6 protein-coding genes and 1 pseudogene are annotated in these 6,906 nt (G+C 62.3%); 6 read left to right on the top strand and 1 reads right to left on the bottom strand.

Annotated elements, in window-relative coordinates:
* Positions 1-152 precede the first annotated feature (152 nt).
* The 6 genes and pseudogenes from ACZRN6_RS36160 to ACZRN6_RS36135 all read left to right on the top strand — a co-directional run bounded on the left by ACZRN6_RS36160 (position 153) and on the right by ACZRN6_RS36135 (position 6,192).
* Entirely contained in the window at positions 153-713 is a 561-nt protein-coding gene (locus tag ACZRN6_RS36160; protein WP_001161490.1) for a recombinase family protein, read from the top strand.
* Between the two features lie 3 nt (positions 714-716).
* Positions 717-1,586: pseudogene (locus ACZRN6_RS36155) on the top strand (Tn3 family transposase); the annotation flags it as partial.
* A gap of 116 nt (positions 1,587-1,702) precedes the next feature.
* Complete coding sequence (locus tag ACZRN6_RS36150; protein ID WP_000179844.1) at positions 1,703-3,382, top strand: Mu transposase C-terminal domain-containing protein; 1,680 nt, start codon at positions 1,703-1,705, stop codon at positions 3,380-3,382.
* Between the two features lie 2 nt (positions 3,383-3,384).
* A complete protein-coding gene (locus ACZRN6_RS36145) occupies positions 3,385-4,293 on the top strand; it encodes a TniB family NTP-binding protein (protein ID WP_003155746.1) in 909 nt (302 codons plus the stop codon).
* A complete protein-coding gene (locus tag ACZRN6_RS36140) occupies positions 4,290-5,507 on the top strand; it encodes a TniQ family protein (protein ID WP_006122485.1) in 1,218 nt (405 codons plus the stop codon). Before ACZRN6_RS36145 ends, ACZRN6_RS36140 begins: the two co-directional genes overlap by 4 nt.
* A 61-nt stretch (positions 5,508-5,568) precedes the next feature.
* Positions 5,569-6,192 carry a recombinase family protein gene (locus ACZRN6_RS36135; RefSeq protein WP_003155741.1) on the top strand — a complete coding sequence of 208 codons (624 nt, stop codon included), beginning with the start codon at positions 5,569-5,571 and terminating at the stop codon, positions 6,190-6,192.
* Positions 6,193-6,440: 248 nt separating this feature from the next.
* Here the strand turns inward: ACZRN6_RS36135 and qacE are convergent, their stop codons facing one another.
* Complete coding sequence (gene qacE / locus ACZRN6_RS36130) at positions 6,441-6,773, bottom strand: quaternary ammonium compound efflux SMR transporter QacE (protein ID WP_123794474.1); 333 nt, start codon at positions 6,771-6,773, stop codon at positions 6,441-6,443.
* Positions 6,774-6,906 lie beyond the last annotated feature (133 nt).

The raw sequence follows: 6,906 nt of genomic DNA, 5'->3' as shown, positions 1-6,906 counted from the left end.
GCAAGGCCGCTCCGAGTCGTCAGAATAGAGTGGTCTTTCGCATTCGTTGACACATGCCCGCGAAGGTCATAGATTTCAGCCTGACAGAAATGGGCTTTGAGGCACAACGGAACAGAAAGTGCACTTAAGCCGCCTTCAACCAAGGAGACATCGTGCAGGGGCACCGCATCGGCTACGTCCGGGTCAGCAGCTTTGACCAGAACCCGGAACGCCAGCTGGAACAAACCCAGGTGAGCAAGGTGTTCACCGACAAGGCATCGGGCAAGGACACCCAGCGCCCCCAGCTCGAAGCGCTGCTGAGCTTCGTCCGCGAAGGCGATACAGTGGTTGTGCACAGCATGGATCGGCTGGCCCGCAACCTCGATGACCTGCGTCGCTTGGTACAGAAGCTGACTCAGCGCGGCGTGCGCATCGAGTTCCTGAAGGAGGGCCTGGTGTTCACTGGCGAGGACTCGCCGATGGCCAACCTGATGCTGTCGGTGATGGGGGCCTTCGCTGAGTTCGAGCGCGCCCTGATCCGCGAGCGGCAGCGTGAGGGCATCGCCTTGGCCAAGCAGCGTGGCGCGTACCGGGGCCGCAAGAAAGCCCTGTCCGATGAGCAGGCTGCTACCCTGCGGCAGCGAGCGACGGCCGGCGAGCCCAAGGCGCAGCTTGCCCGCGAGTTCAACATCAGCCGGGAAACCCTCTACCAGTACCTCCGCACGGACGACTGACACATGCCGCGTCGCTTGATCCTCTCGGCCACGGAGCGGGACACCCTGCTTGCGCTGCCGGAAAGCCAGGATGACCTGATCCGCTACTACACCTTCAACGACTCCGACCTGTCGCTGATCCGCCAGCGACGCGGCGACGCCAACCGCCTCGGCTTCGCCGTGCAGCTCTGCCTGCTGCGCTACCCCGGTTACGCGCTGGGAACCGACAGCGAGCTGGCCGAGCTGGTCAACCACCAGTATCGCCACGCCTTTGCCGCCCACTGGGGCGACGGCACGACCTCATCCTCCGATGGCCAGCGCTTCCGCGCGGGTGGCCGGGGCGAGAGCACCGGGCACGTCAACCCGAAGTACGGCAGCGAGCCGGGACGGCTGTTCTATACCCATATCTCCGACCAGTACGCGCCGTTCAGCACCCGCGTGGTGAATGTCGGCGTCCGCGATTCCACCTATGTGCTCGACGGCCTGCTGTACCACGAGTCCGACCTGCGGATCGAGGAGCACTACACCGACACGGCCGGCTTCACCGATCACGTCTTTGCCCTGATGCACCTGCTAGGCTTCCGCTTCGCGCCGCGCATCCGCGACCTCGGCGAAACCAAGCTGTACGTGCCGCAGGGCGTGCAAGCCTACCCGACGTTGCGCCCGCTGATCGGCGGCACCCTGAACATCAAGCACGTGCGTGCCCACTGGGACGACATCCTGCGCCTGGCCAGCTCGATCAAGCAGGGCACCGTCACCGCCTCGCTGATGCTGCGCAAGCTCGGCAGCTACCCGCGCCAGAACGGACTGGCCGTGGCCCTGCGCGAGCTGGGCCGGATCGAGCGCACGCTGTTCATCCTCGACTGGCTTGTCATTTTCAGAAGACGACTGCACCAGTTGATTGGGCGTAATGGCTGTTGTGCAGCCAGCTCCTGACAGTTCAATATCAGAAGTGATCTGCACCAATCTCGACTATGCTCAATACTCGTGTGCACCAAAGCGAGGTGAGCATGGCGACGGACACCCCACGGATTCCAGAACAAGGCGTGGCCACTCTGCCTGATGAGGCTTGGGAGCGTGCGCGCCGTCGTGCGGAGATCATCAGTCCGTTGGCGCAGTCGGAGACGGTCGGGCACGAAGCGGCCGATATGGCGGCTCAGGCGCTGGGCTTGTCTCGGCGCCAGGTATACGTTCTGATCCGGCGTGCCCGGCAAGGCAGCGGCCTCGTGACGGATCTGGTGCCCGGCCAGTCCGGTGGAGGTAAAGGTAAGGGGCGCTTGCCGGAACCGGTCGAGCGCGTCATCCACGAGCTACTGCAAAAGCGGTTCCTGACCAAGCAGAAGCGCAGCCTAGCGGCCTTTCACCGCGAAGTCACTCAGGTGTGCAAGGCTCAAAAACTGCGAGTGCCGGCGCGCAATACCGTGGCCTTACGGATCGCTAGCCTTGACCCGCGCAAGGTCATCCGCCGGCGGGAAGGCCAGGATGCCGCTCGTGACCTACAAGGTGTGGGCGGCGAGCCTCCTGCCGTGACCGCGCCGCTGGAGCAGGTGCAGATAGACCATACGGTCATCGACCTGATCGTGGTCGATGACCGCGACCGGCAACCTATTGGCCGCCCGTACCTGACCCTCGCCATCGACGTGTTCACCCGCTGCGTGCTCGGCATGGTCGTCACGCTGGAAGCGCCGTCTGCCGTTTCGGTTGGCCTGTGCCTCGTGCATGTCGCCTGCGACAAGCGCCCTTGGCTGGAAGGACTGAACGTGGAAATGGATTGGCAGATGAGCGGCAAGCCCTTGCTGCTCTACCTAGACAACGCGGCCGAGTTCAAGAGCGAGGCCCTGCGCCGGGGTTGCGAGCAGCATGGCATCCGGCTGGACTATCGCCCGCTGGGACAGCCGCACTATGGCGGCATCGTGGAACGGATCATCGGCACGGCGATGCAGATGATTCACGACGAACTGCCGGGAACGACCTTCTCCAACCCTGACCAGCGCGGCGACTACGATTCCGAAAACAAGGCCGCCCTGACGCTGCGCGAGCTAGAGCGCTGGCTCACATTGGCGGTCGGCACCTACCACGGTTCGGTGCACAACGGCCTGCTCCAACCGCCGGCCGCGCGCTGGGCCGAGGCCGTGGCGCGTGTCGGCGTACCGGCCGTCGTCACACGCGCTACTTCGTTCCTGGTCGATTTTCTGCCGATCCTCCGGCGCACGCTGACCCGCACCGGCTTTGTCATCGACCACATCCACTACTACGCCGATGCGCTCAAGCCGTGGATTGCGCGGCGTGAACGCTGGCCGTCCTTTCTGATCCGGCGCGATCCGCGCGACATCAGCCGTATCTGGGTCCTGGAACCGGAGGGACAGCATTACCTGGAAATTCCCTACCGTACCTTGTCGCATCCGGCTGTCACCCTCTGGGAACAACGGCAGGCGCTGGCGAAACTGCGGCAGCAAGGGCGCGAACAGGTGGATGAGTCGGCGCTGTTCCGCATGATCGGCCAGATGCGTGAGATTGTGACCAGCGCGCAGAAGGCCACACGCAAGGCGCGGCGTGACGCGGATCGCCGCCAGCACCTCAAGACATCAGCTCGGCCGGACAAGCCCGTTCCGCCGGATACGGATATTGCCGACCCGCAGGCAGACAACTTGCCACCCGCCAAACCGTTCGACCAGATTGAGGAGTGGTAGCCGTGGACGAATATCCCATCATCGACCTGTCCCACCTGCTGCCGGCGGCCCAGGGCTTGGCCCGTCTTCCGGCGGACGAGCGCATCCAGCGCCTTCGCGCCGACCGCTGGATCGGCTATCCGCGCGCAGTCGAGGCGCTGAACCGGCTGGAAGCCCTTTATGCGTGGCCAAACAAGCAACGCATGCCCAACCTGCTGCTGGTTGGCCCGACCAACAATGGCAAGTCGATGATCGTCGAGAAGTTCCGCCGCACCCACCCGGCCAGCTCCGACGCCGACCAGGAGCACATCCCGGTGTTGGTCGTGCAGATGCCGTCCGAGCCGTCCGTGATCCGCTTCTACGTCGCGCTGCTCGCCGCGATGGGCGCGCCGCTGCGCCCACGCCCACGGTTGCCGGAAATGGAGCAACTGGCTCTGGCACTGCTGCGCAAGGTCGGCGTGCGCATGCTGGTGATCGACGAGCTGCACAACGTGCTGGCCGGCAACAGCGTCAACCGCCGGGAATTCCTCAACCTGCTGCGCTTCCTCGGCAACGAACTGCGCATCCCGTTGGTTGGGGTAGGCACGCGCGACGCCTACCTAGCCATCCGCTCCGATGACCAGTTGGAAAATCGCTTCGAGCCGATGATGCTGCCGGTATGGGAGGCCAACGACGATTGCTGCTCACTGCTGGCCAGCTTCGCCGCTTCGCTCCCGCTGCGCCGGCCTTCCCCAATTGCCACGCTGGACATGGCTCGCTACCTGCTCACACGCAGCGAGGGCACCATAGGGGAACTGGCGCACTTGCTGATGGCGGCGGCCATCGTCGCCGTGGAGAGCGGCGAGGAAGCGATCAACCATCGCACACTCAGCATGGCCGTTTACACCGGACCCAGCGAGCGGCGGCGGCAATTCGAGCGGGAACTGATGTGAAGCCTGCGCCGCGCTGGCCGCTGCATCCCGCCCCGAAAGAAGGCGAGGCGCTGTCCTCATGGCTCAACCGCGTGGCCCTTTGCTATCACATGGAGGAGCCCGACCTGCTGGAGCACGATCTTGGTCACGGCCAGGTCGATGACCTGGACACCGCGCCACCACTCTCGCTGCTGGCGTTGCTTTCCCAGCGGAGCGGCATCGAGCTGGACCGGCTGCGCTGTATGAGTTTCGCCGGATGGGTGCCTTGGCTACTGGACAGCCTTGATGACCAGATTCCAGACGCCTTGGAAACCTATGCGTTTCAGCTCTCGGTGTTGCTGCCAAGACTCCGCCGTAAGACGCGATCCATCACGAGCTGGCGTGCCTGGCTGCCCAGCCAGCCGATAAACCGCGCCTGTCCGCTCTGCCTGAGCGATCCGGAGAACCAAGCCGTACTGCTCGCGTGGAAGCTGCCCCTGATGCTGAGCTGCCCGCTGCATGGCTGCTGGCTGGAATCCTATTGGGGCGTGCCAGGGCGGTTTCTCGGCTGGGAGAACGCCGACGCCGAACCGCGCACCGCCAGCGACGCGATTGCGGCGATGGACCAGCGTACCTGGCAGGCACTGACAACCGGTCACGTGGAGCTGCCGCGCCGACGCATCCACGCCGGATTGTGGTTTCGACTTCTTCGCACGCTGCTCGATGAGCTGAACACCCCGCTTTCCGCGTGCGGAACCTGCGCGGGGTATCCCCGCCAAGTCTGGGAAGGCTGCGGGCATCCGCTGCGTGCTGGGCAAAGTCTGTGGCGACCGTATGAAACCCTGAATCCGATAGTACGGTTACAGATGCTGGAGGCGGCGGCAACGGCAATCAGCTTGATTGAGGTGAGGGACATCAGCCCGCCAGGCGAGCAGGCAAAGCTATTCTGGTCCGAGCCCCAAACCGGGTTCACCAGTGGCCTGCCGACGAAAGCGCCGAAGCCCGAGCCCATCAATCACTGGCAGCGTGCAGTCCAGGCCATCGACGAGGCCATCATTGAAGCGCGACACAACCCCGAGACGGCACGCTCGCTGTTCGCGTTGGCTTCCTATGGTCGGCGCGATCCCGCTTCCTTGGAACGGTTGCGCGCCACCTTCGTGAAGGAAGGCATCCCGCCGGAATTTCTGTCACATTACCTGCCTGATGCACCCTTTGCATGTCTTAAACAAAATGACGGGTTAAGTGACAAATTTTGACGGATAGAGCTTTCCGGCTCACACTGTCACATAATCGAACGTATACGTGACGGGTGAAAAGGTGCTGATCGGCTACATGCGGGTATCGAAGGCGGACGGATCCCAGTCCACCAATTTGCAACGCGATGCGCTCATCGCCGCTGGTGTGAGCCTTGCGCACCTTTACGAGGATCTGGCCTCGGGCAGGCGCGATGATCGCCCAGGGTTGGCTGCTTGCCTGAAGGCGCTTCGTGAAGGGGACACGCTGATCGTGTGGAAGCTCGATCGGCTTGGCCGTGATCTGCGCCACCTGATCAACACCGTGCACGACCTAACTGCGCGTAGCGTGGGCCTGAAGGTCCTGACCGGTCACGGTGCGGCGGTCGACACGACGACTGCCGCCGGCAAGCTTGTGTTCGGTATTTTTGCCGCGCTGGCCGAGTTCGAGCGTGAGTTGATTTCCGAGCGAACAGTCGCTGGACTTATCTCGGCGCGCGCTCGCGGCAGGAAAGGGGGGCGCCCCTTCAAGATGACCGCCGCCAAGCTACGCCTGGCGATGGCCAGCATGGGGCAACCGGAAACCAAGGTGGGCGATCTCTGCGAAGAACTCGGGATTACCCGGCAGACGCTCTACCGGCACGTGTCGCCCAAGGGCGAACTGCGGCCAGACGGCGTAAAGCTGCTCTCCCTCGGTTCAGCCGCATAAATGGAGGCGACCTGGAACGGGGCGCTGTTCAGTGCGGCAACGATCCGATTACCGGTGTCGACCCAGAGCAGCCGTAGAGCTTTTGGGAAAGCTGTCGTTCAACGCCGAGTTCAGCGGCAGTTTTTAAGTTGTGATTTTATGGAATACTTTTGCGCAGCAAAACCATAAAGCCGCGACTTAAAAACTGTCCAGCGCAGGCACGAAGTGCTGGAGCGGTGCTGCAACGACTTGTTAGATGACTGAGTTTATTAGTGGGCACTTGCTTTGGAAAGCAAGTTTAAAACTACTACACCACTAACTATGAGCCCCATACCTACAAAGCCCCACGCATCAAGCTTTTGCCCATGAAGCAACCAGGCAATGGCTGTAATTATGACGACGCCGAGTCCCGACCAGACTGCATAAGCAACACCGACAGGGATGGATTTCATAACCAGAGAAAGAAAATAAAATGCGATGCCATAACCGATTATGACAACGGCGGAAGGGGCAAGCTTAGTAAAGCCCTCGCTAGATTTTAATGCGGATGTTGCGATTACTTCGCCAACTATTGAGATAACAAGAAAAAGCCAGCCTTTCATGATATATCTCCCAATTTGTGTAGGGCTTATTATGCCTGAATTCATAGAATAAGCGCAACGCTTGAAACGAGAGGCAGAGAGCCAGCCACCGGTAGAATCCAGGCTCTCACACCGAAGGATTCAAGCGCAGATG

The sequence above is a fragment of the Pseudomonas sp. A125 genome (assembly GCF_055409485.1).
Note: the sequence above shows the minus strand (reverse complement) of the source record. Positions and strands in the feature narration are given on the sequence as shown.